The sequence below is a fragment of the Kitasatospora sp. NPDC058162 genome (genome assembly GCF_042884005.1).
Taxonomy (GTDB): domain Bacteria; phylum Actinomycetota; class Actinomycetes; order Streptomycetales; family Streptomycetaceae; genus Kitasatospora.
In genome coordinates, this window is the sequence record NZ_JBHVUS010000007.1 from 117,823 (window position 1) to 141,403 (window position 23,581).

The following is a 23,581-nucleotide window of genomic DNA, read 5'->3' on the forward strand; positions in this document are numbered from 1 at the left end:
GCGGTTGTGATCAGCGGTTTTTCATTTGTAAAGCAGATCGGCCGAACGCCTCGCGAACGACAACCCGAAGCCCGGTTGCGGTGCTCGTCGGCCATTCAAGCGGGGGACCACGGCACCGCACAATGGGCTCCCCGGTGGAACCAGGACGTCCGTCCGCTCCGCCGGACCCGGGCGACGGTGCCCGGACGGAGCTGGAGGGATCGGGATGGGGCACGACACGGTGGAGACACCCAACCTGTCGTTCGGTAGGGGCGGCGAGCCGGGTCGGGGCACCCCGTACGCGCAGTACGTGCGCCTGGAGGAGCTGCACAGCCTCCAGCACCCGCGCAGCAAGGAGCCGGCCGAGCTGTCGTTCATCGTCACCACCCAGGTGATGGAGCTGCTCTTCGACCTGCTGCGGCACGAGTGGACGATCGCCCGGCAGGCGCTGCGCGAGGACGACCCGACCGCCGCGCGGGCCGCGCTGCGCCGCGGCACCCACGTCCAGGACGTGCTGGTGGAGTCCTGGGACCTGCTGGCCACCATGACGCCGCAGGAGTTCAACTCCTTCCGCGCCCTGTTCGGCGAGGCCTCCGGCTTCCAGTCCTCGGCCTTCCTGCACCTGGAGTTCATGCTCGGCAACAAGAACGCCGCGCTGCTGAACATGTACGCCGAGATGCCGGAGACCCAGGCCGAGCTGGCCGAGGCGCTGCGCTCCCCCGGCCTGTACGACGAGGTGCTCGGGCTGCTGGCCCGCCGCGGCCTGGCGGTGCACGCGGAGCCCTCGGAGCAGCGCTACCGGCCCTCCGAGGAGGTCGCCGCGGCCTGGCACCGGGTCTACACCGAGCCGGAGTTCGCCGACCTCCAGCCGCTCGCCGAGGCGCTGCTGGACGTGGCCGAGCGGGTCACCCGCTGGCGCCAGCGGCACCTGACCTCGGTCAAGCGGACCATGGGCGCCAAGCCCGGCTCGGGCGGTTCCAGCGGACTGACCTGGCTGCGCAAGGCGGCCGAGCAGGACGTGTTCCCGGAGCTGTGGACGATCCGGGACGAGCTGTGACCGAGCCGGTGCTGGAGTCGGCGGTGGAGTCGGCGCTGGAGTCGGCAGTGGAGTCGGCGGTGGAGGAGAGAACGGGCATGATCACGCGCGAGGAGTGCGCGGCGCTGGACGCCGCCGACCCGCTGGCGGCGTTCCGCGAGGAGTTCACCCTGCCGGACGGGGTGATCTACCTGGACGGCAACTCGCTCGGCGCGCTGCCGGTCCGCACGCCGGAGCGGGTGGCCCGGGTGGTCGAGCAGGAGTGGGGCCGGGAGCTGATCCGCAGCTGGAACGACGCCGGCTGGTTCGAGCAGCCGTACCGGCTGGGCCGGCGGCTCGCGCCGCTGATCGGGGCCGACCCGACGGAGGTGGTCGTCTGCGACACCACCTCGGTGAACCTGTTCAAGGTGCTCGCGGCCGCGCTGCGACTGCGCCCGGGGCGGCGCACGGTGCTCGGCGACGTCGAGGCCTTCCCGACCGACCTGTACATCGCCGAGGGCGTGACCGGCCTGGTCGAGGGCGGGCGCAGCGTGCTGCTCCGCCCCGAGGAGCTGGACCGGCACCTGGACGGCGACGTCGCCGCGGTGGTCCTGTCGCACGTCGACTACCGCACCGGCGAGCTGCTGGACATGCCCGGGATCACCGCCCGGGTGCAGGCCGCGGGCGCCCTGATGATCTGGGACGTCTGCCACTCGGTGGGCGCGCTGCCGATCGAACTCGGCGCCGCCAACGCGGACTTCGCGGTCGGCTGCACCTACAAGTACCTGAACTCCGGGCCCGGCTCGCCGGCCTTCCTGTACGTCGCCGAGCGGCACCTTGCGGCCGGTCCGCAGCAGCCGCTGAGCGGCTGGTTCGGGCACGCCCGCCCATTCGCCTTCGAGTCCGGGTACGACCCCAAGCCGGGCATCGGGCGCTTCCTGACCAGCTCGCCCTCGCTGCTCGGCCAGGCCTCGCTGGAGGTGTCCCTGGACATCTGGGAGCGGGCCGACCTGGCCGCCGTCCGGGCCAAGAGCCTGGCGCTGACCGATCTGTTCGTCTCGCTGGTCGAGGGCCTGGACGGGGTCGAGGTGGTCACCCCGCGCGAGCACGCCCGGCGGGGCAGCCAGGTCGCGCTGCGGCACGCGGACGGGTACCCGGTGGTGCAGGCGCTGATCGCGCGCGGGGTGATCGGGGACTTCCGCGCACCGGACCTGATGCGCTTCGGCTTCACGCCGCTCTACCTCTCGTACACCGAGGTGTGGGACGCGGCGCAGCAGCTGGCCGAGGTACTGGCGAGCGGCGAATGGCGGGAGGAGCAGTTCTCCCGTCGGGGCGAGGTGACCTGATCACCTGGGCGGGGTGACCTGGCGGGATGCCGGGAGGCCTGCCGCGGATTGCCTGGGCCAGCCGCCGTCCGGTACGTCATGGGGCAGTGAGACCGCGGGCCTGGTGACACCGCGGGCCGGGTGACCACCGTGGCGCGCGTGACGTGACGCAGGTCATGCCGGGCGGGAGTTCGACCGCCATCGCCCCAGGGAAAGCTCGTCCTTGACGATCCGTCACACCCTGGGGAGGTTGGCGTGAACTTCGAACTCGGCCCGCTCAAGCCCGATCCCGGCATGCTGCTCCTGGGCCTGGCCCAGCTCTTCCTGCTGATGTTCACCCTCGGCGTCCTCCTGCTCCCGCGCATCGAGCGGGTGCGGGCGCAGCGCTGGGACGCGACCGAGGGCCGCACCGAACGGGCGGAGGCCGTCCGTGCCGAGGCCGAGGCGGTCCGGGACGCGGCACTGTACGAGATCATCGAGGCCCGGCACGAGGCGGCCCGGATCCGCCAGGAGTACACCGAGCGGGGCTCGGCGGCGATCGCGGCGGCCCGCGCAGAGGGTGTCCGCGACCGCGAACTGCTGCTCACCGGCAGCCGCGCCCGGATCACCGCCGACCGGACGGCGGCCGCGGGCCTGCTGCGGCAGGACGTCGGCGACCTGGCCGTCCTGCTGGCCGGGCGGGTGGTCGGCGAGCCGGTGCACGCCGTCGCCGCCGAACGCCGCACGGTGGAGCGCTTCTTCGCCGCACCGCTCGACTAACGCACCGTCAGTTCCGTTACCAGGTCGCGGTAGACGTCGAAGGCGGGCTTGCGCGCGTAGTCGTCGCGCAGCAGGCCGAAGTGGTGGAACGGACCCGGACCGGCACTGTCGGCGTCCCGGAGGGAGAAGAACGAGTAGCTCCGGATGCCGAGTTCACCGGCCAGCCCGGCCACCGTCCGGACCACCTGCTCCACCACCTCGGCCTGCCGCCCCTCGCTCCGCCCCGGGCCGGTCGGCCAACCGTTCTCGCAGATCCGCAGCGGGACGGCCGGCCCGATCCCGGCCCGGGGCAGCGCGTCGTTCCGGAAGCCGGTGAGCACGCCCCGCACCGCGTCCACCAGCAGGCCCTGCGGGACGGGGCGGAAGACGTCCGGGAAGAAGTCCAGGCCGACGTAGTCCAGGGCGCGGTGGAAGCGCTCGTCGGCGAGCCGGCCGAGCTCCGGCCAGAAGGTGTCGGCCGGATCGAAGGACGGCACCGCGTTGAAGCCGACCGCGAGGTGGTGGTAACCGCGGGCCAGCGCCTCCTCCTTGGCCGCGATCACCCCCTCGACCAGCGCCCGGCCGACGTTCGGGATGCTGCCGTCCAGGACGGGCAGGTCCAGGTTGGGCTCCTCGCAGATCTGCAGGACGGCGAGCCGGTGGCCCTCCTCCCGGACGGTCCGGCGGACGAAGTCCGCCCAGCCCGCCGATTCGCCGCTGCGGACGCCGAACTGCAGCACCAGGTCGAGCCGGCGCCCGTCCGTCGCGTACTGCTCCGGCCGCTCCGGGGTGCGGTGCGCGCCGTCCGCGTACGAGCGGTAGGCGCGGACCAGGAACTCGGGTGCGTCGCCCTGGAGTTCGCGCAGGGCCGCGGTGATCTGCGCGGGGTCGTCGGGGCGGACGGGTTCGATCACGCCGCGCTCGTCGCCGAGCAGCCCGCCGGGATAGATGCCGAAGGTGAAGGTCATGGCGACACCGTAGCCGACAATTTTGATGTCACTGTAAGTTTTAAGTGACACCATGGTTCGGGGCTAGGATGCCGCCATGGGACTTCGCGAACTCAAGAAGCAGCAGACCCGGGAGCTCCTCGCCGACACCGCCATGGGCCTGTTCGCCGAGCGCGGCTTCGACCGGGTCACCGTGGTCGAGGTCGCCCGGGCCGCCGGGGTCTCGCCCAACACGGTGTTCAACTACTTCCCGACCAAGGAGGACCTGTTCTTCGACCGGCAGGACGAAGTCGTCGCCCACCTCGCCCAGGTGGTCCGCCGACGGCCCGCCGGCAGCTCCGCCGTGGACGCCGTCCGGACCGACCTGCTGGCGGGCATCGCCGACGGGGAGCCGACGGTCGGACTCGACCCGCGGATGGCCGCGTTCTGGCGGATCATCGCGGACAGCCCGGCACTGCGGGCCCGGCTGCTGGAACTCGGGGAACGCTCCGAGGCGGCCCTGGCCGCCGCCCTGGCCGAGGAGTCGGGAACCGGACCGACGGACCCGCTCCCCCTGGTGGTGGCCGGGGCCCTCGCCGGGGCCCACCGGGCGGTGCTCAGCGAGATCCGGCGGGCGATGGTCGCCGGGGAACCGGCCGAAGCGGTGCGGGAGCGCGCCGGGGCGGCGGTGGACCGGGCCTTCGGCCTGCTCGCCTCGGGGCTCGCCGGGTACCCGTCGGGGCGCTGAACCGGACCGTTGCCCGACACGGCGGAGGCCGCCCGGTCGGATCGACCGGGCGGCCTCCGCGTCATCGCGGCCGTATTGCGACCGTCAGCCGTGGCGACCGCGGCGGCGAGCGGCCCGCACGGCCAGACCGCCCAGGCCGAGCAGGCCGACACCGGCCAGCCCGAAGACCACCGGCGCGTTGCCCGCACCGGTCGAGGGCAGCTCACCGCCGCCACCGGGGTGGTGACCGGTCGGCTGCTTGGACGGGTGGTGGCTGGTCGGGGCGGGGCGGGCGCTCGACGTGGACGCGTCGGCCGACGGCGAGGTGACGTGCGCGCTCGGGGAGGTGACGTGCGCGCTCGGAGAGGTCGGGGACGGCGAGGTCGGGGACGGCGAGGTCGGGGACGGGGACGTGGGGCTGGGCGAGGTCGGGGACGGCGACGTGGGCGACGGGCTCGGCGTCACCGTGCAGTCCGGCAGGTCCCCGTCGAACGGGTAGCTGTGGATCTCGTAGCCGCCCGTACCGGTGTGGATCAGGTTGCCCGCGAGGTACACCCGGCCGTTGATGCCCGGCTGGGCGAGGGTCGTGGTGCTGCCCGGGTTGCCCGCCATGACCGAGCCCTGGAACTGGGCGCTGCCGAGGACCTGCGCCGAGGTCGCGGTCGGGAAGTTGTACATCAGCTTGGAGCGCATGTCGGTGGTCTGGTCGCCCGCCAGGCCGGTGCCGGTGTAGGTGTTGATGACCGGGCTGTCCCCGAGCATGTTCACCACGACGGTGGCCCCGGCGGGAATGTTGTTGAAGACCAGGCCGATCTGGCCGCCGCTCGGTGAGGCCAGGTTCTGGCTGACGTTGAAGACCTGCTTCATGCTGACGCCGTCGCCGGTGAAGGTGGCCTGACTGGAGGAGACGTCGACGGTGCCGGTCGCGGTGGCCCGCCCGACGCAGTCGGAGACCTGCTCGATCCGGGTCAGCACGTCCTGGTAGGGCGCGGCGGCGTTCGGGTCCTGGATCGACTGGCCGGTGGGATCGATGCTGACGGTGCCGGTGACACTTCCCGCGTGGCGAAGGTTGCCGAAGGCGGGGCCGTGGGAGTCGCTGCCGCCGATCAGGATCGAGTTGCCGGTCGTGACGTCGACGTTGCCACCGCCGGTGACGAAGTCACTGCCGTTGGGCGGCACGACGCGCGAGCCGACGCCCACCACGCCCATGTTGTAGACGCCGCCGCCGTTCTTGTCGACGGTCAGGTTCCCCAGCGTGACGATCTTGCCCTCGGCCTCGGCCGCGCGGCCGTTGACGGTGTAGTCGCCGCCGGTGAAGACGTTGATCGTGGCGTCCCGTCCGGTGAAGTCGCCGTTGTTCGGCGGCGGCCAGGTGGCGGGGCAGTCGGGACCGGAGCAGGCGCCCAGCGGCGGGGCGAGCGGGGCGGCCGAACCGACCGTCAGCACGGCGGCCATCGGCACGGCGGCGACGGCGGTCGCCACGGCGATCCGGACGGCCCGGCGACGGCCGGTGGCGGGTGTTCTTCTCACGGCGGTCGCTCGGTGATCCGGCGAACCGGTGGCCTGACCCATCGACAATTCCTCCGCACAGAGAAAAGGGCAGGCCCGGACGACCTGCCAGGTTCCGTAGTATCTCCTGACGATCCCATAGATCAGGGGCATTCAATCCTAAAACGGACTATTCACGCCTTGCGGACTCTCAGATCGGATCCGAGCACCGATCGCACGGCGCACCGCTCCGCCCGGCCCGCCCGCACGGCTGGGACCGGGGCGCCCGCCCCGCCCGCTCCCCCAGGGTCCGGCTCCCCACCCGACGACCGGGCGGACTAGGTTGGGGGGCATGACCACCGAGGCCCAGGAGCAGGACGCGCCGCTCGTCGCCGTCGCGTCCGCCGACGCCGTACTGCGGCACCCCGAGGCGGGCGAGCACCTGCTCACCGAGATCGAGCGGGCGCGCGCCGCACGCTTCCGGCAGGAGTCCGGGCGGACCGACTTCGTCGCCGGGCACGTCCTGGTCCGGCTCTGCGCCGCCCGGCTGCTCGGCGTCCCCGCGGCCGGGCTGGTCCTCGCCCAGGAGTGCCCGGACTGCGGCCTCGCCGACCACGGCAAGCCCTACCTGCCCGACCACCCCGGGGTGGAGGTCAGCCTGTCCCACACCCGGGGCGTGGTCGCGGCCGGAGCGGGCCGGCGGCCGGTCGGCGTGGACGTCGAACTGGCCGCCCGGGGCGGCTCGCTGCGCGCGGTCGCCCGCCGGGTGCTCGCCCCGGCCGAGCTGGCCCTGGTCGAGGCGGCCCCGGAACCGGACCGGGCGTTCCTGCGGCAGTGGGTGCGCAAGGAGTCGCTGATCAAGATCGGACGGGCCACCCTGGACACCCTCGGGCAGGTCGACCTCTCCGCCCTGCCGCTGGACGTCCCGCCCGGGGCCCCGCTGCGCAGCCGCTTCGAGGACCTCCACCTGCTCGACTGGACCGACCCCGGGCACGGCGCCGCCGTCGCGGCCGTCAGCACCGCCCCGCCGCGGATCGTGGAGCTGCTCCCGGCGGGCTGAGCCGGGGCGGGGCTGAGCCCTGGCAGGGTTGAGCCGGGACACCCGAGCGCGGGGCCGGTGGATAAGCGGTGTTAGCGTGCCTGGTCGTGGGCACGCCGAGCGCGCACGCCCGCCGACCCCCCAGCTGCCCACCGGATCCAAAGGGTGCCCCGCCATGGCCAAGTTCCTGCTGAGCCTGCACGTCCTCGCGTCGGTCCTGTTCATAGGCCCGGTCGCGGTGGCCGTCAGCATGTTCCCGCGCCGGGCGAAGGCCGCCCTGGCCGGCGGGCCGGACCAGGCCTCGGACGCGGGCGTGCTGCGCGTCCTGCACCGGATCACCCAGGTCTACGCGCTGCTCGGCGTCGCGGTGCCGGTGCTGGGCATCGGCCTGGCCCAGGTGATGGACGTGATCAGCCAGTCCTGGCTGATCGTCTCGATGGTCCTCACCGCGGTCGCCGCGCTCTCGCTGCTGCTCTTCGTGCTGCCCGGCCAGCAGGCCGCCGTGGACGCGCTCGCCCTCGACCCGGAGGACGAGCAGCGCGCCAAGGCCGTCAGCGGCCTGCGGCTGCTGCCGATGACCGCCGGGGTGTTCAACCTGCTGTGGGCCGTGGTCGTGGTGCTGATGGTGATCCGCCCGGGCTCGACCACCGGCGCCTGACCCCTCGGCGCCCTCCCGCACACCGGGCCGGTTCGAGTACCGTCCTTGCCCATGACGATCATGGCGGGCATGGGCAGCCCCACCGGGACCGGCGTCGGCCCGCTGATCCGCGCCTGGCGGGAGCGCCGGCAACTCAGCCAGCTGCAACTGGCGCTGCGGGCGGACTCCTCGGCCCGGCACCTCAGCTTCGTCGAGAACGGCCGCGCCCGGCCGGGCCGGGACCTGCTGCTGCGGCTGGCCGAACAGCTGGACGTCCCGGTGCGCGAGCGCAACTCCCTGCTGCTGGCGGCGGGTTACGCCCCGCACTACCCCGAGACACCACTGGACGACCCGTCCATGGACGCGCTGCGCGGCGGCCTAGAACGGCTGCTCGCCGCCCACGACCCGTACCCGGCGGTGGTCGTCGACGCGACGTTCCAGGTGCTGGCGGCCAACCGCTCGCTCACCCTGCTGCTGGACGGCCTCGCCCCGCAGCTGGTCCAACCGCCGTTCAACGCCATCCGGGTCGCCCTGCACCCGGACGGGCTGGCACGCCACGTCGTCAACCTCCGGCAGTGGCGGCGGCACCTGCTGGCGCGGCTGGAACACCGGCTGGAACAGGGGATCCGCACGGAACCGCTGCGGCAGCTGTACGAGGAGGTCCGCGGCTACCCCGAGCCGGAGGAGGACCCGGAGGCCGCCGAGGAGGGCCACCCCTTCGCCCTGCCGCTGCGGGTCCGGTACGACGGGCGGGTGCTCTCCTTCCTGTCCACCATCGCCACCTTCAACACGCCGCTGGACGTGACCATCTCCGAACTGGCCATGGAGACCTTCCTGCCCGCCGACCGGGAGACCGCCCGCTACCTCCAGTCCGTGCTGGACCCGGCGGAGGGCGAGGAGGCTTAGGGCCTGCGCCGCAGGGCCGCGAGCTGGACGACCGCGAACAGCACCACCACGGCGGCCTGCAGCGGGATCCAGACCGTGGCCGCGGTGGTGGACTCCGTCCGGACGGCCAGCGTGAGCAGGCTGAGCACCGCCCAGGCGAGGTTGAGGCCGGCCACCGTCAGCACGGCGGGGCGGGGCGGGCGTCGACGGGCGGCCAGCGCGGCGAGTACGAGGGCGTAGCCGGTGAGGAAGAGTCCGAGGCCGGACAGAAGGGCCTGCCGGGCGCCGAGCAGTTCGCCGAGCGGTCCGGAGAAGGCCAGGTAGAGCAGGCCGTTGCCGCCGGTGACCACGGCGTCCAGGGCGAGGACGCCCCGCGCCGCCCGCGGCGAGGCGGCCGGTCCGGGAGCGGCGGGCGCGGGCGCGGGGGTGTTCGCAGGGCTGTTCGTCGGGGTGTTCGCGGGCATGACGGACCGCCTTCCGAGCGGGAGTGGAGTTCCGGGGCCCCAGGGCCTGACCGGGTGCCTCCACCCTGCCGGGGCGGGCCGCGCGCGTCGATTACCTCGCGGGTAAGGGCGGTCGGCGGAAGGGCTCGGCGCTCGACGGTCACCGGCGGCCCGCTCACCGGCGGCGCGGTGGCCGGTGGAGCGGCACGCCGGCCCGCTTCACCGCGCGGGCGGTGATCGTGGTCTCGGCGCGGGTGACCCCGAGCGGGCCCAGGGTGTCGGTGAGGAAGCGGTAGAGGCCGCCGTGGTCCGGACAGAACAGCGTGGCCAGCAGGTTGGTCGGGCCGCTGGTGGCGAAGACGCCGTGCACCTGCGGGTGGCGGGCCAACTCGGTGCCGACCTCGGCGAGTCGGCCGGGCGGGACGTCCAGCCACAGGTTGGCGTCCACGGCCATGCCGAGCAGCCGGGGGTCCACGGTGGCGTGGGTGCGCAGCAGGCCGAGCCCGTCCAGCCGGTGCAGCCGCCGCCGTACGGTCGACTCGGGCGCGCCGACCGCCCCGGCCAGCACCGCGTGGGACTGCCGGGCGTCCTCCCCGAGCCGCTCCAGCAGGGCGTGGTCGAGCGCGTCCAGCGACGGAGGCACGGCGGGGCGCGGGGCGAGCGGCCGGGCGAGCGCGGCGGCCTCCTGGTCGGTCAGCCAGCCGGACCGCCACTGCCCGGCGTCCGCGAAGGCGTGCAGCACCGCGTGGGTGGTGGTCTCGGCGACGGCACCGGTCGCGGGCAGCTGCCCGTACAGCAGGCGGTCGCGGCCGCCGGCGTCGCTCAGCATCACGGCGCCGACCTCGTGGCCGCCGAGCATCACGTCGACGAAGGGGACGTCGGGGCGGTCGGCGAGCGCCTGCGCGATGGCGTCCACCCGGCCGCGCAGCACCCGGACCCGCAGCAGCAGCGCGCCCACGGCGGCGTCCTCGACATCGGGCATCCGGACCACCCGGAGCACCCCGGCCTGGTGCATCCGGCTCAGTCGGCGGGTGACCGTCCGGGCGGAGACCCCCAGCACCTCGGCGATCCGGCCGGGCTCGGCCCGTCCGTCCACCTGGAGGGCGCAGACCAGACGGCGGTCCAGGGCGTCCAGCACGGTGTCCGGATCGGTCGTCTCGAGGTCCATGGCTGTCCGATCTCCGTCGTTTGCTGCTGATTGAGCGTCCTGTTCGGCAGCAATGACGGTACTCCTTGTCCTGTCCGGCCGGAACGCGCCGGACCGGGCACGGAACCGGGCACCGAACCGGAGACGGAACCGACGACGCGACCGAGGAGCAGGGCATGGACGAGCAGGTCAAGGAACTGTGGACGCTGGCGGAGGCCGTGGAGGCGGCGGTGCGCGAGGTCGGCGCCGAGCTGGTGGCGGCCCGGCCGACCGAGCCGACCCCGGGGCGGACGGTCGAGGAGGCGATGGCGCGCTTCGCGGAGCTGGACGGCCCGGCCGCCGCCGGGCTGCGCGAGCGGCTGACCGCGCTGCGCCCGCAGGCCGGGTGGGTGCCGGAGGAACTGGACGGCTCGGTGCCCGCCGAGGGCGAGTGGTGGGTGTGCGACGCGACCGACGGCGCGGTGCAGTACCTGCTCGGGCAGCCGCACTGGGCGGTGACGGCCACCCTGGTCCGCGACGGCGCGGCGGTGCTGGCCGTGGTGCACGCCCCGGAGTTGTTCGGCGCGGGCCGGACCTACCGGGCGGTGCTGGGCGGCGGGGCGCAGCTGGACGGTCGGCCGATCGCGCCGCTGGAGCGGGAGTTGGCGGCCACCGTCGCCGCCACCAGCCAGCCGCCGATGGTGGCCGCCGACCCGGTGGCGCTGCGCCGGGCCGGCGAGTCGCTGTCCGCGATGGCCGGCGCGGTGCTCGCGGTGCGCAACCTCGGCCCGACCGCGCTGCAGGTGGCCCAGGTCGGCTCCGGGCACCTGGCGCTGTTCTGGCAGTACGGGCAGGACGCGGGCAACCTGCTGCCCGGCGCCCTGGTGGCGAGCGAGGCAGGCGCGACGGTGACGGACGCCGCCGGGGCGGCCTGGACGGCCGGCTCGGACGGCTTCCTCACCGCCGCACCCGGGCTGCACGCGGACGCGGTGGCGGTGCTGCGCGTCGTCGGGTGAGGCCTCAGGCAAGGCGTCGGGTGAGACCTCAAGTGAGGCCTCAGGTGAGACCGAACAGTGCGGCCGCGTTGTCGTGGCAGACCGCCCGCAGCCACTCCTCCCCCAGCCCCAGTCCGGCCAGCGCCTCCAGCTGGTGGACGTACCGGTACGGGATGTTGGGGAAGTCACTGCCCAGCAGGACCCGCTCCCCGAGCCCGCGCAGGCGCGGCAGTTCGTCGCGCGGGAAGGGCACGTCGGCCTCGACGAAGTCGGTGAACGCCATGGTGGTGTCCAGCCGGACGGCCGGGTGGCGCTCGGCCAGGTCGAGGAAGTCGCGGTACTCGGACATGCCGAGGTGGGCGACCACCAGGACCAGGCCCGGGTGCCGGTCCAGCACCGCGCCGATCGGACCGGGGCCGGTGAACTTGCCCGGCACCGGGCCGGATCCGCAGTGGGTGACCACCGGGGTGCCGGTCTCGGCGAGCAGCCCCCAGACCTCGTCCAACCGGGCGTCCGTCGGGTCGTAGCCGCCGACCTGGAGGTGCGCCTTGAACACCCGGGCGCCGTCCCCGATCGCCCGGGCCACGTAGCCGGCCGCCCCCGGCTCGGGGAAGAGGGTCGCCGTGTGCAGGCAGTCCGGGGTGCGGGCGGCGAACTCCGCGGCCCAGGCGTTCAGCCAGCCGGCCATGCCCGGCTTGTGCGGGTACAGCATGGAGGTGAACGCCCGGACGCCGAAGTCCCGCAGCCGGCGCACGCGTTGCTCCTCGGCCTCGCGGTAGGTGATCGGCCAGGGCCGGTTCACCAGCGGGCCGGCCGCGTCGAAGTACGCCCACACCTTGTCCAGGACGTTCTTCGGCATGAAGTGGGTGTGCACGTCGATGAGTCCGGGCAGGCCCAGCCCCTGCCAGAACTCCCGTACGCCTGCCGCCTCCTGGTCGCTCACACGGTCACCGGGCGGGCGCGGTCGATGATCTCCGCGGTGTCGACGCCGGGCGGCAGGGTGCCGAAGGCGGCGCCGTGGTCGCCGCCGAGCCGGCTCGCACAGAAGGCGTCGGCCACCGCCGGGCTGCCGTAGCGGACCAGCAGCGAGCCCTGGAAGGCCAGCGCCATCGACTCGACCAGCCGCCGGGTGCGGTACTCCAGGTCGCCCGAGTCACTGAACTGCTTGCGCAGTTCGGCGACGGCCGCGTCCAGTCGGCGGTCCGCCCCGGCGGCCGCGTCGAGTTCGCCGAGGAAGGCCTCGACCGTCTCCGGGCGCTTGGCCATGGCACGCAGGGCGTCCAGGGCGGCGACGTTGCCGGAGCCCTCCCAGATCGACACCAGCGGCGCCTCGCGGTAGAGCCGGGGCATCCCGGACTCCTCCACGTAGCCGTTGCCGCCCAGGCACTCCAGCGCCTCGGCGGAGTGCGCCGGACCGCGCTTGCACACCCAGTACTTGGCCACCGCCAGGCCCAACCGCCGTACCAGCGCCTCGGTTTCGTCCCCGGCGAGGGTGCGGTCGGTGGCGTCGGCCAGCCGCATCGCGACGGCGGTGGCGGCCTCGGACTCCACCACCAGGTCGGCGAGCACGTTGCGCATCAGCGGCTGGTCGACCAGCGCCTTGCCGAACGCCCGCCGGTGCAGGGCGTGGTGGACCGCCCGGGTGGCGCCGTAGCGCATGCCTGAGGCGGCGCCGACGGTGCAGTCCAGACGGGTCATGTTGACCATCTCGATGATGGTCTGCACGCCCCGGCCCTCCTCGCCGACCAGCCGGCCGACCGCGCCGTCGTACTCCAGCTCGGCGGAGGCGTTGGACTTGTTGCCGAGCTTGTCCTTGAGCCGCATCAGGTGCAGCCGGTTGCGGCTGCCGTCCGGGAGGACGCGCGGCAGCACGAAGCAGCTCAGCCCGCCGGGGGCCTGGGCGAGGGTCAGGAAGAGGTCGGACATCGGCGCCGAGGTGAACCACTTGTGCCCGGTGAGCCGGTAGCTGCCGTCCGGCTGCGGGAGCGCCGTGGTGGTGTTGGTGCGGACGTCCGAGCCGCCCTGCTTCTCGGTCATCGACATGCCCGCGATCAGCCCGCGCTTGGTGCGCGGCTCGCGCAGCCCGTAGTCGTACTCGGTCGCGGCCAGCAGCGGCTCCAACTCGGCGGCCAGGGCGGGACTCTGGCGCAGGGCCGGGACGGCGGCGTAGGTCATCGAGATCGGGCAGGTGTGGCCGGCCTCGACCTGGCCCCAGACGAAGAACTTTGCGGCGCGGGCGGAGTGGGCGCCGGGCCGGTCGTCCCGCCAGGGCGCGGCGTGCAGGCCGTACGAGACGGCGGTGCGCATCAGCTCGTGCCAGTACGGGTGGAACTCGACCTCGTCGATCCGGTGGCCGAAGCGGTCGTGGGTGCGCAGCACGGGCGGGTTCTCGTTGGCCAGCCGGCCCCACTCGGCGGCCTGCTCGGAGCCCGCCAGGCGGCCGAGCTCGCGCAGCTCGGGCTCGGCCCAGCCGGCGCCGGCCCGGTGCAGGGCGGCGAGCAGGGTCGGATCGGCGGCGGTGTCGTGTCCGTACGGCAGGGGCACCTGGTTGGTGACCTCATGCGTCGCTGTCATCGCGTCCTCCCAGGGCACGCAGGGTGAAGGAGACCAGGGCGGGGACCACCTCGGCGGTGGCCCGCTGTGAAGTGGTGGCCCGCTGTGAATCGGAGGGCCGGGGCTCGGCGGGCTGAGACTCGGCGGGCTGGGGCTCGGCTGCGAGCGGGCCGGCCAGGGCCTCGCCGACCGCGCCGACCAGGGCGGCGGCGGTCAGCACCGGGTCCTGCTCGGGGAGTTCGCCGGCCGCCACGGCGGCGGCGATCTCGGTGGCGATCACGTCCCGGAACGCCCGCCGGAACACCAGCCGCTCGGCGTCCACCACCGCGTCGGCGGGCTCCACCAGCAGCGCGTACGCCAGCCGGGGGGCGCGCAGGGCGCGGGCGGCGAAGGTCTCGACCACGGCGGCGATCCGCCGCCGCGGGGTGTCCCGGAGCGCCACGGCGGCGTTGACCGCAGCCATCTCGCGGGTGACCACCCGGCGGAACAACTGCACCGACAGCTCGGCCTTGTTGGCGAAGTGCTGGTAGAGGCTGCCGGTGGCGATCCCGGCGCGGTCCGCCACGGCGGCCATGGTGCAGCCGCCGTAGCCGCGCTCGGCGAGCAGCCCGACCGCCGACTGCAGCACCGCCTCGCGCTGGGCGTCCAGGCGGGCTTGGACGGCGGGGGTGCGTCGGTAGGCCATGGAAGCATTGAAGCACCGATTCACTGCTTCGGGGAGGGGGCGGGCGAGCGGAGGACGAGCAGAACAACGGGAACGGCAGGAGGCCGCCCCGAGTGGGGCGGCCTCCTGGTACTGCTCTCGGGACTACGCGGTGCTACAGCGGGCGGCGCTCCTGCTCCAGCCGCTGGCCCTCGACGTCCAGCGGACCGAACGGCGCACCCGGCTGCGGCGACTTGGCGAGCGAGCGGGCGGCGGACTGGTCACCCAGACCGGCCCACTCCAGCACCTTGGCGGTGGCCTCCGCCGACTGGTCGGCCGGCAGCTTGCCGATGTTGGAGCCGTGGTTGCCGCCGGGCACGACGTAGACGTAGCTGTCGTCACTGCCCCAGCCCAGCTGGAACGGCTTGGCGCCCCACGGGTCGTTGCCGCCGTAGACGAACATGATCCGCTCGGCCTCGCGCTTCACCCAGCGGTCGATGTCGGGCATCGCGTACGGGTTGAAGACGGTCGGGATCTCCTTCGGCACGTAGGCGCGGGCCGAGTAGAGCTCCTTGTAGTCGTAGTGCAGCTGGTCCTGGAGGTAGGAGACGTCGAAGTACGGCGCGCCCAGCTCGGTCGCGGCCTGGTAGTAATACGCGGTGTACTGCGCCAGCGACTGGTCGCTGTTGCTGGTGACGCCTTCCTTCTCGTCGAACCAGGCGTACAGCTCATCGTCGGTCGCGGTCGCGGCCACCGGGACCTTCGCGCAGTCCGCCTCCATGCTGTACTGCCAGAACGCCCAGACCACGTCGAGCACGCCGCCCTCGTAGGCGCGGTCCGGGGTGCCGAGGGTGGTGAAGGTGGAACCCGCCTTCTTGTTGTCGGCGACGAAGCGGGGCTCCAGGCGGTCACGGCGCACCAGCAGCTCGCGCTGGGCGGCGTTCAGCTTGGCGCGGCACTCCGAGGTGCCGACGTTGCGGAAGAACTCGGTGTACGCCGCGTAGTCGTTGACGTCGGTGTTGTTCGGCGCGACGTAGGCGATGGTGCCGGCCATGTCGTCCGGGTAGAAGCGGCGGTAGAAGGTGGACGACATGCCACCCTTGCTGGCGCCGGTGGAGAGCCACTCCTGCTGGTAGATCCGCTTGAGCGCGGTCACCAGCTTGTGCGAGTCGGCGGCCTGCTGGCGGATGCCCGCCTTGGACCAGTCGGTCGGCTCGGGGCGGGAGGGGGTGAAGTACCGGTACTCGATGGAGATCTGGTTGCCGTCCACCAGCCGGGTCGGCTCGGTGCGGGACGGGCTGGTGCCCAGGGTGTAGCCGTTGGTGTAGAACACGGTCGGCCGGTCGTAGCCGCGGTGCAGCACGCTGAACCGCTGCTGGAAGGTGCCCAGCCAGGGGCGGAAGTGGTCGATCGGCTGGGTGTAGGTGGCCAGGAAGTAGCGGTGGCCGGTGGTGGTGGGCTTCTCCTCGGTGATCGTCACGCCGGGGATCGCCGCCAGGCGGTCCTTGATGTCGGCGGTCGGGTCGTCGGCGGGGCTCCGGCCGTGCGCCGCCCCGGACGCCCCGGACGCCTCGGCGCCCGCCCCGGCGTCGGCCGAGGCCGGCGCGGCCAGGCCGCCGATCGCGAACATCGGTATCAGCAGGACGGATACCAACAGCCTCTTCAGCTTGGTGGTCATCAACTCTCCATCTGGTCAACGGACATGACAGCTACCTCGTGGGAACTACTCTGCGGTGCGGGTGGTGCGGCGGCCGCCCGGTGGACGGCCGAATGGGCCACCCGCCTGATCGCGGGTGGCCCATCGGGGAAAGGTGCTGGTCAGGTGGTCTCGCCTCGGTTCCGTCGACTGCCTGGGGTGGCTGCTCGGATCACTGCCCGGGTGGCCCGTCCGGGTGGCCCGCCCGCCGAGGGGGTGCGGTGCGGGCGGGCCGGGGGCCCGGGCGCGGGCGGCTTACGGGCGGTTCACGGGCGGGCCAGGGTGCAGCCCGAGAGGGTGAGGTCGAGGGTGTTCCCGGCGGAGAAACAGGCCGGAATGATGTAGGTCTCCTGGGCGTAGCCGATGCCCTGGTGGATCGTCACCGCGCCGGACTGGTCGACCTCGCACGGGTTGTTGACCGTGCAGGACTCGCCGTTCTCGTTGGTCGTGTTGTTGACGGCGACGACCTGGCCGGTGTTGGCGTCGACCACCGGCGAGCCGGAGGTGCCGCCGATCACCTTGCAGCCCGAGGTGTAGCGGACCGAGTCGTTCCACGTCCAGCTCCCCTCCTTGAGCTGGTAGGCGAAGCCGTCGACCGAGCAGGAGTAGATCTGCTTCCAGTAGCCGGAGACCACCCGGATGTCGGTGCCCTGTACGGGGTGGTCGGCGGAGACCGTCAGCGGGGAGATCCCGGTCTGCGCCTGGATCGTGTCATAGCTGGAGTCGAGCTGGTAGATCGTCACGTCGGTGCCGGTCATCGCGCTGTAGACCACCTTGGTGGCGTTCAGCGTGCCGACCTCGTTGGCGGAGCCGTCGAGCAGGGTGAAGGTGCGGCTGGACGGCTGATCGACGATCACCTGGCCCGGGCCCGGCATCCCGGTCTCCAGACAGTGGCCGTTGGTGAGCACCAGCCCGGGGTCGCTGCCGACCGAGCCGGGCATCCGGACCAGCGAACCGGAGCAGTCGCTCAGGGCCACGGTGCCGCTGAAGTCGACGGCATCGAGGGCCTTGGCGGCCCTGGTGGCCTGGCCGGCCTGGGTGGCCTTGGCGGCGTGCGCGCTCGTGGTCCGGCTGATGGCCTGCGTGGGGGCGGCCTGAGCCGGGGCGACTCCGGTCAGCACGGTGGCTCCGGCGACCAGGACCGAGGCGAGCAAGCCTATGAGTGGCTTCTTCATGAGAGACCTCGCGGTGTGGGGGTCCCCCAAAATTGGCGTGAACATGACGCCATGTCAAGGGGTCCACCACACCGACCGACCCATCGGAACACTAGGGCAAGCGACCCGGCGCCGTCAGGGCTTCAGGCCGACCGGCACGCTCAACTCCCTTGCCAGTGACGCCGACCGAGGCTGATCAGGCGCAGCTGCAGCCGGGCGGTGGCGGCGATCCGCTGCTCGCGGGCGGGATCCGACTCCTGGGCCTCCAGGAAGGCGGAGGCCGTCGACACCATGTGGTCGACGTACAGCTCGGCGAGCATCCGCAGGTCCTGTGCGCTCCAGTCCTTCGAGACCGGCTGGAGCGCCAGGGCGGAGCCGACCTCGGCGGCGAAGCGGCCCAGTTCGGCGTCGATCGCCTCGCGCACCTGCCGGACCCCGCCGTGCCGCTCGCGCGACAGGAAGCGCACGTGCGGCTGGTGCTCGCGGACGTGCCGCTGGATCACGTCCACCGCACGGTCGATCAGCTCCTCGGCGCCGCCGGCCTCGGCGAGCACCGAGCGGATCATGACGTGCAGGCTCGCCAGCGACTCCTCGACCAGGGCGACGCCGAGCGCGGCGAGGTCGGGGAAGTGCCGGTAGAAGGCAGCCGGGGACAGTCCGGCCTCCCGGGTGACCTCGCGGACGCCCAGGCTCGCCAGGTTCTGATCGGCCAGCAGGTGCAGCCCGGCGTCCAGCAAGGCCCGGCGACTCTGCTGCTTCTGGGCCTGTCTGGCCCCCACGGTGTGATTCACGCCATTCAGTAAACAGTCGTTTGCCGAACTTGGCCAGCCGGGCGTACAGTGGGGCTCGAAGTCAGTGAACACTTGTCAACCGAAATCGGCGCAGCAGCCGAGCCCGGCACCGCAGCTGAAGGAGCCAGCCGTGATCCTGTTCTCCGCACTGGTCGCCATGGGAGTCCTGATCGGCACCGCCGCCCATCTCCCCCTCCCGGTGTTCCTCGCCGCCTCCGCCGCCATCACCGCCTGGCTGCTCGCCTTCGGCGCCCGCGAGGGCATCGCCCGCCTGCGGCACCGCTGACCCCCTCGCACCGTCCACTCCCACTGAGAGGACCACCACCGCCATGAGCACCATCACCGGCCGCGCCGCTACCGGCCGTACCGCTACCGACCGGGCCACCGACGAGCGTCAGGGCACTGCCGAGGCCGACAACCTGGCCGTCGCCTCCTTCCTGCTCGGCCTCCCGGGCCTGCTGCTGTTCAACATCGTCCTGGGCCCGATCGCCGTCACCCTCGCCACGCTGGCCCTGGTCCGCGGCACCAGCCGCCGCGGCCGCGCCTTCCTCGGCCTGGCCCTCGGCATCGCCTCGCTGGCGATCCTCGCCGTCACCACCGCCACCTCCCACGGTGTGCTCATCGACCTCGGCTCCTGATCAGGCCTCAACTCCCTTCCGGATCCACCGGCTCCGCGGCCCGCGCGCCGATCAACTGTTCAGGCCAACGCTGTCCAAGATCCCCGCCCGCCACGTAGGGTGGCCGCATCGGCCGGGTGACCACAGGGGGCAGGAGTGAGTACCGAGATCCGCAGCGGCGCACAGCCGAGGCCCATCGAGGCGGGTGGGGGCGGGCGACTGCTCGCGGTGAGCGATCTGCACATCTCCTACCAGGAGAACCGCGACCTGGTGGAGAAGCTCCAGCCCACCCACCCCGACGACTGGCTGCTCGTCGCCGGTGACGTCGCCGAACTCACCACCAGCATCGAGTGGGCGCTCGGCCTGCTCGCCGACCGCTTCGCCCGCGTGGTGTGGGCGCCCGGCAACCACGAGCTGTGGACCCACCCCGAGGACCCGGTCCAGCTCCGCGGCGTGGCCCGCTACAACCACCTGGTGGAACTGTGCCGCGCCCTCGGCGTCGTCACCCCCGAGGACCCGTACCCGCTCTGGCACGGCGCCGGCGGCCCCGTCCGGATCGCTCCCCTCTTCCTCCTGTACGACTACACCTTCCGCGCCCCGGGGACGACCACCAAGGAGGAGTCCCTGGCGGCCGCCTACGAGAGCGGCATCGTCTGCGCGGACGAGCGGATGCTCCACCCGGACCCGTTCCCGGACCGCGACTCCTGGTGCCGCGAGCGCGTCCGGCTGACCGAGGAGCGGCTCGCGGCCTGTGACCCGGACGTCCCGCTCGTCCTGGTCAACCACTACCCGCTGGTCCGCCACCCCACTGAGGTCCTCTGGTACCCCGAGTTCGCCCAGTGGTGCGGCACCGAGCTGACCGCCGACTGGCACCGCCGCTTCAACACCGCGGCGATGATCTACGGGCACCTGCACATCCCGCGCAAGACCGCCTACGACGGCGTCCCGTTCCAGGAGGTCTCGCTCGGCTACCCGCGCGAGTGGCGCAAGCGCGGGCTGCCGGACCCGCTGCTGCGGGAGGTGTTCCCGCAGGTCACGGTGGGCTGACCCACATGCCTCCGGTCGCGGGGAGGCCCTCGCCGACGAGGGCCTCCTACTCGGCCGCGATCGCCCGCAGCACGTCCAGCCGCGCCGCCCGACCCGCCGGGCGGAGTCCGGCCACCGCGCCCGCCACCAGCCCGGCCGCCAGGACCACGGCCAGTTGCCCGCCCGGTATCGCGAACGACCCCGTCCCCGCGCTATCCGAGGCCTTCACCAGCGCCCAGCCGAGGAAGACCCCGAGCCCCAGGCCGCCGACCGTCCCGAAGGCCGCCACCAGCACCGACTCCCAGCGGACCATCCCGCGCAGCTGCGCCCTGGTCTGGCCGACCGCCCGCAGCAGCCCCAACTCCCTGGTCCGCTCGTGCACCGCCAGCGTCAGGGTGTTGGCGATCCCGAGCAGGGCTATCAGCACCGCCAGCGCCAGCAGCGCGTAGACCACCGAGAGCATCATGTCGACGCCGGAGGCCGCGCTCTTCGCGTACTCGGCCCGGTCCTGGACCTGCGGACTGCCGAAGGGCACCAGCGCCTTGACCACCGCCGCCTTCCCGGCGGCCGGCGGGACGCCGTCGCGCAGTCCGACCGCGACCATGGTGTCGGCGTCCTGGCCCCGGTGCGGGGCCCAGGCCTGTCTGGTCATCAGGTAGTCGCCGGCCAGCCCGCCGCCCTCGTACAGGGCGCGGATGGTGAACGGCCCGCTCGCTCCGTCGGTGAAGCCCACGGTGACGGACTGGCCGAGCCGCCAGCCGTGCTGCTGCGCCTCGCTGCGGGAGACGGCGAGCCCGTCCGTACCGAGCGCGTCGAGCGAACCGTCCACCCGGCCGAGGTCGACGATGCCGGACAGCCGGGCCGGGTCGGTGACGTCCAGGGTGCGGCCGTGCCCGTCGATCCGGGCGACCCCGCGGCCGAGCCCGACCGTCTGCCGCACTTCGGGCAGCCCGGCCAGGGCGTCCGCGACCTTGGGGCTGATCCCGCTGCCGCCCGCCCCGAAGGTGGCGGTGGTGACGGCGAGGTCGCCCGCGAAGGACTTGTTCACCGTGTCGTCCAGCGTGGCCCTGATGGACGCGCCGAAGACGGTGAACAGCGTGACCACCGCGACGCCGATCATCAGCGCGCTCGCCGTGGCCGCCGTCCGGCGCGGGTTACGGGCCGCGTTGCGCCGGGCCAGCAGGCCGGAGACCCCGCGCAGCCTGGGCAGCGGTGCGCCCAGCGTCCGGACCGCGAGGGCCGCGGCGACCGGGCCGAGCACCACCGTGCCGGCCAGCACCGCCAGCGCCCCCGCCGCCGTCAGCAGGACCGACGGACCGTCGGTGGCACCGAGGACGGCGACCGGCACCCCGCCGGCCAGCAGCAGTCCGCCGAGCGCCGCCCGGACGACGCCCGCCCGGCCCTGGGCCGCCCGGTCGACTCCCGTCTCCCGCAGGGCGGCCAGCGGAGCCGTCCGACCGGCCCGGACCGCCGGCAGCAGCGCCGAGCCGACCGCGACCAGGGTGCCGACCAGCAGCGGCAGCACCACGGCGGCCGCGCTGATCACCATGCCACCGGTCGGCAGGGCGAAGCCGAGCGTCGAGAACAGCGCCTTGAGGCCGGCCGCGACCCCGATCCCGCCGAGCAGCCCGCCGAGCGAGGCCAGCAGGCCGACCGCGGACGCCTCCGCGAGCGTCGCCCCGAGCACCTGGCCGCGCGCCGCACCGAGCGCCCGCAGCAGCGCGTTCTCCCTGGTCCGCTGGGCGACCACGATGGCGAAGGTGTTGTGGATGGTGAACGTCGCCACCAGCAGGGCGATCCCCGCGAAGACCAGCAGCAGCGTGGTGAACAGGCTCAGGAACCGCCCGGACACCTGCTGGGTGCTCTCCTGGGTGGCCGCGGCACCGGTGACCGCCTGGACGCCGACGGGCAGGCGCGGGCCGATCCGGTCGACCAGCTCCCGTTGCGAGATCCCGCCCGCCGCCCGGACCTGGATCGAACTGGCCTGCCCCGACCCCTTGGGCGTGAGGTGCTGCTCGGCGTCGGCGAAGGTCATCGCGGTGAAGGTGCTCGGCCCCATGCCGTCCGCGCTCGCCCCGAAGGTGGCGATGCCGACGACGGTGACGGGCACCGGGTCGGGGGTGCGCAGCACGGTGGTCGAGCCGAGGTGCAGCCCGCCCGCCTTCGCCGCGCCCCGGTTGACCACGACCTCGCCCGGCGCGGCCGGTGCCCGGCCCTCGGCCAGCCGGTACGGGTTGAGCCGGCCGTCGGTGAGCCAGTTGCCCGCCAGGGTGGGCGGGCCCTGGCCACCGACCGGTTTGCCGTCGCCGCCGATGAGTTGGCCCGCGCCCTGGACGGACGGCTCGGCGGCCGCCACGCCGGGGACCGTGCGCAGCAGGTCGGCGAGCGCGGCGTCGACCGGGGCCCGCACCCCGCCGGCCGTCCCCGGGGAGTCCAGGACGTCGGCGCTGCGGACCACCACGTCGGTGCCCGCGTTGGCATCGGCGAACAGGGTGTCGAAGTTGGCCCGCAGGGTGTCGCCGAGCACCATCGTGCCGGTCAGGAAGGCGACGCCGAGCAGGATGGACAGCAGGGTGCCGGCCAGCCGGCGCCTGTGGGCGCGCAGCGAGCGCAGGCTGAGCCTGAGGGTGGTGTCGGCCGCGGTCATGTCCGCCCCCGTTCGAAGGCCTTCATCCGGTCGAGCACCCGATCGGCGCTCGGTCGCGCCATCCGGTCCACCAGCCGCCCGTCGGCGAGGAACAGCGCCTCGTCGGCGTGGCCGGCCGCCGTCGGGTCGTGGGTGACCATGACGACGGCCTGCCCCATCTCGTCCACCGCGCGGCGCAGCAGGCCGAGCACCTCGCCGCCGGTGCGGGAGTCCAGGTTGCCGGTCGGCTCGTCGGCGAAGACCACCTGCGGCCGGCCGGCCAGCGCCCGGGCCACCGCGACCCGCTGCTGCTGGCCGCCGGAGAGCTCGCTCGGGCGGTGCCGCAGCCGGTCGCCGAGGCCGACGACCCCGATCAGCGTGTCCAGCCAGGCCTGGTCGGGGGCGGCCCCGGCGAGGTCCAGCGGGAGGGTGATGTTCTCCCGGACGGTGAGCGTCGGCACCAGGTTGAAGGCCTGGAACACGAAGCCGATCCGCTCCCGGCGCAGCTGGGTGAGCCGTCGGTCGCCGAGCGGGCCGAGTTCGGTGTCGCCGATCCAGGCGCTGCCGGCGGTCAGGGTGTCCAGTCCGGCCGCGCAGTGCATCAGGGTGGACTTGCCCGAACCGGACGGCCCCATGATCGCGGTGAACCGCCCGGCCGGGAACTCCACCGTCACGTGGTCCAGCGCCCGGACCTCGGTGCCGCCGACGCCGTAGATCTTCACGGCGTCGGCGACCCGGGCGGCGGTGCCGCGCACGACGTCGAGGGTGGTCACGTGGCGCCACCGCCCCGGGGGACGTCCCGCGTCGGCTCGGTGAGCACCGCCCGCTTGGCGCGGTACTCCTCGGCGTCGATGTCGCCCTCGGCGTAGCGGCGGCCCAGGACGGCGAGCGGGTGCTCCGCGCCGCCCGGGGCACCGGCCCCGAACCCGCAGGCGCCGCGCCGCCGCCAGACCGTCCGGCGCAGCAGTGCGATCACCAGGACCACCACGGCGATCCAGACCAGGGGCACCAGCAGGATCCAGGCGCCCGGCCCGTGCCAATCTGCCAGCTGCTCTGCCAGCTGCGTGTACATCGCGGTTCATCTCCTCGCGGTCGGCTCCACGGCCCCGGGTCTTCCCGAGGTGCCTTGAGCGTCCCGCCGAGGGGTCTCAT

The 23,581-nt window shown here is 73.6% G+C and carries 24 protein-coding genes; 11 read left to right on the forward strand and 13 right to left on the reverse strand.

Annotated elements, in window-relative coordinates:
• Nucleotides 1–205: 205 nt before the first annotated feature.
• From ACFVXG_RS16245 to ACFVXG_RS16255, 3 genes are all read left to right on the forward strand, one after another.
• Nucleotides 206–1,036, forward strand: coding sequence for a tryptophan 2,3-dioxygenase (locus ACFVXG_RS16245; protein WP_387928026.1), 831 nt, complete (start codon nt 206–208; stop codon nt 1,034–1,036).
• A gap of 77 nt (nt 1,037–1,113) precedes the next feature.
• Nucleotides 1,114–2,340 (forward strand): kynureninase, encoded by a 1,227-nt coding sequence (kynU, locus tag ACFVXG_RS16250; protein WP_387928418.1) that lies wholly within the window; start codon nt 1,114–1,116, stop codon nt 2,338–2,340.
• 234 nt (nt 2,341–2,574) lie between these two features.
• Nucleotides 2,575–3,078, forward strand: a complete 504-nt coding sequence (locus ACFVXG_RS16255; protein WP_387928028.1) for a hypothetical protein — start codon at nt 2,575–2,577, stop codon at nt 3,076–3,078.
• Here ACFVXG_RS16255 and ACFVXG_RS16260 read toward each other — a convergent pair.
• Complete coding sequence (locus ACFVXG_RS16260; RefSeq protein WP_387928030.1) at nt 3,075–4,025, reverse strand: hypothetical protein; 951 nt, start codon at nt 4,023–4,025, stop codon at nt 3,075–3,077. The two genes, ACFVXG_RS16255 and ACFVXG_RS16260, sit on opposite strands and share 4 nt — an antisense overlap.
• A gap of 76 nt (nt 4,026–4,101) precedes the next feature.
• On the opposite strand from ACFVXG_RS16260, the gene ACFVXG_RS16265 reads away from it, so the two are divergent.
• Nucleotides 4,102–4,731, forward strand: coding sequence for a TetR family transcriptional regulator (locus ACFVXG_RS16265; RefSeq protein ID WP_387928032.1), 630 nt, complete (start codon nt 4,102–4,104; stop codon nt 4,729–4,731).
• A gap of 84 nt (nt 4,732–4,815) precedes the next feature.
• Here ACFVXG_RS16265 and ACFVXG_RS16270 read toward each other — a convergent pair whose 3' ends face one another.
• Entirely contained in the window at nt 4,816–6,240 is a 1,425-nt protein-coding gene (locus tag ACFVXG_RS16270) for a choice-of-anchor A family protein (RefSeq protein WP_387928034.1), read from the reverse strand.
• Between the two features lie 310 nt (nt 6,241–6,550).
• Here ACFVXG_RS16270 and ACFVXG_RS16275 point away from each other — a divergent pair, with 310 nt between their 5' ends.
• From ACFVXG_RS16275 to ACFVXG_RS16285, 3 genes are all read left to right on the forward strand, one after another.
• Nucleotides 6,551–7,258: a 4'-phosphopantetheinyl transferase family protein gene (locus ACFVXG_RS16275; protein ID WP_387928036.1), complete on the forward strand. Its 708-nt coding sequence runs from the start codon at nt 6,551–6,553 to the stop codon at nt 7,256–7,258.
• 154 nt (nt 7,259–7,412) lie between these two features.
• Nucleotides 7,413–7,895 (forward strand): DUF2269 family protein, encoded by a 483-nt coding sequence (locus tag ACFVXG_RS16280; RefSeq protein WP_387928038.1) that lies wholly within the window; start codon nt 7,413–7,415, stop codon nt 7,893–7,895.
• 51 nt (nt 7,896–7,946) lie between these two features.
• Nucleotides 7,947–8,780, forward strand: a complete 834-nt coding sequence (locus ACFVXG_RS16285; protein ID WP_387928040.1) for a helix-turn-helix domain-containing protein — start codon at nt 7,947–7,949, stop codon at nt 8,778–8,780.
• Here ACFVXG_RS16285 and ACFVXG_RS16290 read toward each other — a convergent pair.
• Nucleotides 8,777–9,223, reverse strand: coding sequence for a hypothetical protein (locus tag ACFVXG_RS16290; protein WP_387928042.1), 447 nt, complete (start codon nt 9,221–9,223; stop codon nt 8,777–8,779). The genes ACFVXG_RS16285 and ACFVXG_RS16290 overlap by 4 nt on opposite strands.
• A gap of 154 nt (nt 9,224–9,377) precedes the next feature.
• The gene (locus tag ACFVXG_RS16295; protein WP_387928044.1) at nt 9,378–10,370 is read right to left on the reverse strand and encodes an Lrp/AsnC family transcriptional regulator; all 993 of its coding nucleotides are present in this window, start codon (nt 10,368–10,370) and stop codon (nt 9,378–9,380) included.
• A 155-nt stretch (nt 10,371–10,525) separates the two neighbouring features.
• On the opposite strand from ACFVXG_RS16295, the gene ACFVXG_RS16300 reads away from it, so the two are divergent.
• Nucleotides 10,526–11,344, forward strand: a complete 819-nt coding sequence (locus tag ACFVXG_RS16300) for an inositol monophosphatase family protein (protein WP_387928046.1) — start codon at nt 10,526–10,528, stop codon at nt 11,342–11,344.
• A 40-nt stretch (nt 11,345–11,384) separates the two neighbouring features.
• On the opposite strand, the gene ACFVXG_RS16305 is transcribed toward ACFVXG_RS16300, so the two are convergent.
• The 6 genes from ACFVXG_RS16305 to ACFVXG_RS16330 form a co-directional block, all read right to left on the reverse strand.
• On the reverse strand, nt 11,385–12,266 hold the full coding sequence (locus ACFVXG_RS16305) for an amidohydrolase family protein (protein ID WP_387928048.1): 882 nt from the start codon (nt 12,264–12,266) through the stop codon (nt 11,385–11,387).
• The gene (locus ACFVXG_RS16310; protein ID WP_387928050.1) at nt 12,263–13,897 is read right to left on the reverse strand and encodes an acyl-CoA dehydrogenase family protein; all 1,635 of its coding nucleotides are present in this window, start codon (nt 13,895–13,897) and stop codon (nt 12,263–12,265) included. The genes ACFVXG_RS16305 and ACFVXG_RS16310 overlap by 4 nt, the downstream gene beginning before the upstream one ends.
• Nucleotides 13,881–14,561, reverse strand: coding sequence for a TetR/AcrR family transcriptional regulator (locus tag ACFVXG_RS16315; protein ID WP_387928052.1), 681 nt, complete (start codon nt 14,559–14,561; stop codon nt 13,881–13,883). Before ACFVXG_RS16315 ends, ACFVXG_RS16310 begins: the two co-directional genes overlap by 17 nt.
• A 133-nt stretch (nt 14,562–14,694) precedes the next feature.
• Complete coding sequence (locus ACFVXG_RS16320; RefSeq protein WP_387928054.1) at nt 14,695–16,197, reverse strand: S28 family serine protease; 1,503 nt, start codon at nt 16,195–16,197, stop codon at nt 14,695–14,697.
• A 284-nt stretch (nt 16,198–16,481) separates the two neighbouring features.
• Nucleotides 16,482–17,390 carry a serine protease gene (locus ACFVXG_RS16325; RefSeq protein ID WP_387928056.1) on the reverse strand — a complete coding sequence of 303 codons (909 nt, stop codon included), beginning with the start codon at nt 17,388–17,390 and terminating at the stop codon, nt 16,482–16,484.
• A gap of 140 nt (nt 17,391–17,530) precedes the next feature.
• Nucleotides 17,531–18,160 (reverse strand): TetR family transcriptional regulator, encoded by a 630-nt coding sequence (locus tag ACFVXG_RS16330; protein WP_387928058.1) that lies wholly within the window; start codon nt 18,158–18,160, stop codon nt 17,531–17,533.
• A 130-nt stretch (nt 18,161–18,290) separates the two neighbouring features.
• Between ACFVXG_RS16330 and ACFVXG_RS16335 the strand changes: the two genes are divergently transcribed.
• From ACFVXG_RS16335 to ACFVXG_RS16345, 3 genes are all read left to right on the forward strand, one after another.
• Nucleotides 18,291–18,446 (forward strand): hypothetical protein, encoded by a 156-nt coding sequence (locus tag ACFVXG_RS16335; RefSeq protein ID WP_270151505.1) that lies wholly within the window; start codon nt 18,291–18,293, stop codon nt 18,444–18,446.
• A 43-nt stretch (nt 18,447–18,489) separates the two neighbouring features.
• Nucleotides 18,490–18,798 (forward strand): DUF4190 domain-containing protein, encoded by a 309-nt coding sequence (locus ACFVXG_RS16340; protein ID WP_387928060.1) that lies wholly within the window; start codon nt 18,490–18,492, stop codon nt 18,796–18,798.
• A gap of 135 nt (nt 18,799–18,933) precedes the next feature.
• Nucleotides 18,934–19,824, forward strand: a complete 891-nt coding sequence (locus ACFVXG_RS16345; protein ID WP_387928062.1) for a metallophosphoesterase family protein — start codon at nt 18,934–18,936, stop codon at nt 19,822–19,824.
• A gap of 46 nt (nt 19,825–19,870) precedes the next feature.
• Here the strand turns inward: ACFVXG_RS16345 and ACFVXG_RS16350 are convergent, their stop codons facing one another.
• The 3 genes from ACFVXG_RS16350 to ACFVXG_RS16360 are packed head-to-tail and all read right to left on the reverse strand — an operon-like array spanning nt 19,871 to nt 23,501.
• Entirely contained in the window at nt 19,871–22,450 is a 2,580-nt protein-coding gene (locus tag ACFVXG_RS16350; protein WP_387928064.1) for an FtsX-like permease family protein, read from the reverse strand.
• Nucleotides 22,447–23,202, reverse strand: coding sequence for an ABC transporter ATP-binding protein (locus ACFVXG_RS16355; RefSeq protein ID WP_387928066.1), 756 nt, complete (start codon nt 23,200–23,202; stop codon nt 22,447–22,449). The genes ACFVXG_RS16350 and ACFVXG_RS16355 overlap by 4 nt, the downstream gene beginning before the upstream one ends.
• A complete protein-coding gene (locus ACFVXG_RS16360; protein WP_387928068.1) occupies nt 23,199–23,501 on the reverse strand; it encodes an SHOCT domain-containing protein in 303 nt (100 codons plus the stop codon). Before ACFVXG_RS16360 ends, ACFVXG_RS16355 begins: the two co-directional genes overlap by 4 nt.
• Nucleotides 23,502–23,581 lie beyond the last annotated feature (80 nt).

What these genes read in the sequence shown, in the direction of transcription:
- ACFVXG_RS16245 (WP_387928026.1), top strand. Translation starts at nt 206, where the DNA reads ATGGGGCACGACACGGTGGAGACACCCAACCTGTCGTTCGGTAGGGGC.
- kynU (WP_387928418.1), top strand. Translation starts at nt 1,114, where the DNA reads ATGATCACGCGCGAGGAGTGCGCGGCGCTGGACGCCGCCGACCCGCTG.
- ACFVXG_RS16260 (WP_387928030.1), bottom strand. Translation starts at nt 4,025, where the DNA reads ATGACCTTCACCTTCGGCATCTATCCCGGCGGGCTGCTCGGCGACGAG.
- ACFVXG_RS16265 (WP_387928032.1), top strand. Translation starts at nt 4,102, where the DNA reads ATGGGACTTCGCGAACTCAAGAAGCAGCAGACCCGGGAGCTCCTCGCC.
- ACFVXG_RS16275 (WP_387928036.1), top strand. Translation starts at nt 6,551, where the DNA reads ATGACCACCGAGGCCCAGGAGCAGGACGCGCCGCTCGTCGCCGTCGCG.
- ACFVXG_RS16280 (WP_387928038.1), top strand. Translation starts at nt 7,413, where the DNA reads ATGGCCAAGTTCCTGCTGAGCCTGCACGTCCTCGCGTCGGTCCTGTTC.
- ACFVXG_RS16285 (WP_387928040.1), top strand. Translation starts at nt 7,947, where the DNA reads ATGACGATCATGGCGGGCATGGGCAGCCCCACCGGGACCGGCGTCGGC.
- ACFVXG_RS16290 (WP_387928042.1), bottom strand. Translation starts at nt 9,223, where the DNA reads ATGCCCGCGAACACCCCGACGAACAGCCCTGCGAACACCCCCGCGCCC.
- ACFVXG_RS16295 (WP_387928044.1), bottom strand. Translation starts at nt 10,370, where the DNA reads ATGGACCTCGAGACGACCGATCCGGACACCGTGCTGGACGCCCTGGAC.
- ACFVXG_RS16300 (WP_387928046.1), top strand. Translation starts at nt 10,526, where the DNA reads ATGGACGAGCAGGTCAAGGAACTGTGGACGCTGGCGGAGGCCGTGGAG.
- ACFVXG_RS16310 (WP_387928050.1), bottom strand. Translation starts at nt 13,897, where the DNA reads ATGACAGCGACGCATGAGGTCACCAACCAGGTGCCCCTGCCGTACGGA.
- ACFVXG_RS16315 (WP_387928052.1), bottom strand. Translation starts at nt 14,561, where the DNA reads ATGGCCTACCGACGCACCCCCGCCGTCCAAGCCCGCCTGGACGCCCAG.
- ACFVXG_RS16320 (WP_387928054.1), bottom strand. Translation starts at nt 16,197, where the DNA reads ATGACCACCAAGCTGAAGAGGCTGTTGGTATCCGTCCTGCTGATACCG.
- ACFVXG_RS16325 (WP_387928056.1), bottom strand. Translation starts at nt 17,390, where the DNA reads ATGAAGAAGCCACTCATAGGCTTGCTCGCCTCGGTCCTGGTCGCCGGA.
- ACFVXG_RS16340 (WP_387928060.1), top strand. Translation starts at nt 18,490, where the DNA reads ATGAGCACCATCACCGGCCGCGCCGCTACCGGCCGTACCGCTACCGAC.
- ACFVXG_RS16350 (WP_387928064.1), bottom strand. Translation starts at nt 22,450, where the DNA reads ATGACCGCGGCCGACACCACCCTCAGGCTCAGCCTGCGCTCGCTGCGC.
- ACFVXG_RS16360 (WP_387928068.1), bottom strand. Translation starts at nt 23,501, where the DNA reads ATGTACACGCAGCTGGCAGAGCAGCTGGCAGATTGGCACGGGCCGGGC.